We start from the raw sequence: 2509 nt of genomic DNA, 5'->3' as shown, positions 1-2509 counted from the left end.
GCCGGAGGTCTGGCTGCTGGGGTCCAGCGGGTTCAGCGCGCAGCTCGCGGGGCTGCTGGGGCTGCCGTTCTCGTTCGCGCACCACTTCAGCGCCGAGCACACCGTGCCGGCGCTGGCGCTGTACCGGCAGAACTTCCGGCCGTCGCGGTGGCTGTCGCGGCCGTACGCGATGGTGGCGGTGAACACGATCTGCGCGGAGACCGACGAGCGGGCGCAGTGGCTGGCGGGGCCGGCCGCGCTGGCGTTTTTGAAGATGCGCTCGGGGCGGGCGCAGCCGCTGCCGTCGCCAGCGGAGGCGGCGGCGTACCCGTACACGGAGGCCGAGCGGGAGTTCGTGGCGCAGCGGCGTGAGGGGCAGGCCATGGGCTCGCCGGAGACGGTGGGCCGGCAGCTGGCGGAACTGCTGGCGCGGACCGGCGCGGACGAGTTGATGCTGACGACGATGGTGTACGACGGGGCGGACCGGGTGCGCTCGTTCGAGCTGGTCGCCGAGAAGGTGGCGGGCGGGCTGCGCCGGGACGGGTGAACCCGTCTGGAAACGCCCGAAACACGATCTTCATACCGACGTCACCGCTGCGTTGCGCATGCCGCGTAACTTTGGTTCCGGTGGTGGTACGGCACTCCCCGGTCGGGACGGGTCGGGGGTGCTGCGGTGTGGTGCACCGGGCCGGAGCTGTGCGGATTCCGCGGCTGCGGCCCGGTGCCTGCCACCCTATCGAAGCGCGGTCAGCGCAGGTAGATGTTCGGCGTGGGCGGGGCGCCCATGCCGTCTCCGATGAAGAAGCCCGGGTGCGGCGGCTGGTTGTAGGCCGTGTTCTGCCAGGCGATCGCGGCGCGGTACTGCGGGTCGTGCATCAGGGTGTGAATCCGGGTGCCGGTCTGGGTCGGGGTGCTGTAGATGCGCAGCGCGCGGCTGTCGCCGGTGCGCCAGATCACCTCTTCCCGCCAGTCGCCGAGGATGTCGCCGGAGAGCGCCGGGGTGGACTTGGTGCCGTTGTTGGAGGCGACGTCGCTGCCGGTGAGCAGCCGGGTCTCGCCGCCGGTGCCGTACTTGTCGATCTTCGTGCCGTCGAGGAGCTCGCGGACCGGGTCGCCGTCCCACCAGGCGAGGAAGTTCGCCGAGGACGGCTTGCGGCCGACGTTCTGGCCCCGGGTGTTGGCCAGGTAGCTCACCGCCGACGACCAGGACTCGGCGCCGGGGCTGCCGGCCCAGATGTCGCCGGAGACACCCCGGCCGTTGTCGCCGGAGGCGGGGGTGGACCAGATGATCTGACCGGTGCGGGCGTCGGCGAAGTACGAGCTGGGCTTGCTGGCGTCCTCGTCGACCTTGAACACCTCCAGGCCGGACCGGCTCGGGTCGAGGTCGCCGACGTGCAGGGCGTCGCCGTGGCCGTTGCCGGTGGAGTACAGCAGCCGGCCGTTGTCGTCGACGGTGGCAGCCCCGTAGACGATCTCCTGCCGGCCGTCGGCGTCGACGTCGGCGACGGAGAGGTTGTGGTTGCCCTGGCCGGCGGCGGCGGAGTTGCCGGAGGCGTTGGAGTCGAACGTCCACCGCTTGGTGAGGGTGCCGTTGCGGAAGTCCCAGGCGGCGATGACGGCGCGGGTGTAGTACCCCCGGGCCATGATCAGCGAGGGGCGCTGGCCGTCGAGGTACGCCGTGGCGGCGAGGAACCGGTCGACGCGGTTGCCGTAGCTGTCACCCCAGGAGGAGACGTTGCCGCGCGGCGGGTCGTAGTTGACGGTGGACAGCGCGGCGCCGGTGCGGCCGTCGAACATGGTCAGGAACTCGGGGCCGGAAAGCACGTACCCGCTGGAGTTGCGGTAGTCGGCCGACGCCGAGCCGATGAGCTGGCCGGTGCCGGAGCGGGTGCCGTCGGCGGTCTTCATGGCCACCTCGGCGTCGCCGTCGCCGTCGTAGTCGTACACCTGGACCTGGGTGTAGTGGGCGCCGGCGCGGATGTTGCGGCCGAGGTCGACGCGCCACAGCCGGGTACCGGTGAGGGTGTACGCGTCGACGTAGACGTTGCCGGTGTAGCCGGACTGGGAGTTGTCCTTGCTGTTGGACGGGTCCCACTTGAGGACGATCTCGTAGTCACCGTCGCCGTCGAGGTCGCCGACGCTGGCGTCGTTGGCCGAGTAGGTGTACGCCTCCCCGGAGGGGGTGGTGCCACCGGCCGGGACCTGCAACGGCACGTCGAGGTAGCCGTTGGCGAACTGGAGCGCGGGCGCGGACGCCGCCTGCTCGGTGCCGCCCACCACGGCCCGCACGCTGTACGCCGAGCCGGCCGCCGCCCCGGCGTCGAGGTAGTTGGTCGCGCCGGTGATCGGGCTGCCGTTGACCTTGGTGGAGCCGCGGTAGAGGTTGAACGACACCCCGGAGGTCTCGGTGCCCAGCAGTCGCCAGGAGACGAGGTTGCCGCTGCCGGAGCGGACGCTGATCAGCCCCCGGTCGAGGTCCTCCATCTGCTTGGCCCCGGCGGGCGGGGTCGTCGGCGGAGGTGTGGTGGGC

General features: G+C 71.6%; 2 protein-coding genes. One reads left to right on the top strand and one right to left on the bottom strand.

The features are described 5' to 3' along the window. The coding region (locus E1258_RS31925) for an MsnO8 family LLM class oxidoreductase (protein ID WP_132407614.1) at positions 1-526 on the top strand (526 nt) is incomplete at its 5' end. Positions 527-726: 200 nt separating this feature from the next. On the opposite strand, the gene E1258_RS31920 is transcribed toward E1258_RS31925, so the two are convergent. After that, positions 727-2509 (bottom strand): rhamnogalacturonan lyase (locus E1258_RS31920; protein WP_132407612.1); only part of this gene is annotated, 1783 nt, incomplete at its 5' end.

The organism is Micromonospora sp. KC207, from assembly GCF_004348615.1.
In the GTDB taxonomy this organism is placed as follows: Bacteria; Actinomycetota; Actinomycetes; order Mycobacteriales; family Micromonosporaceae; genus Micromonospora.
This window is presented reverse-complemented; position numbering and strand designations above follow the sequence as displayed.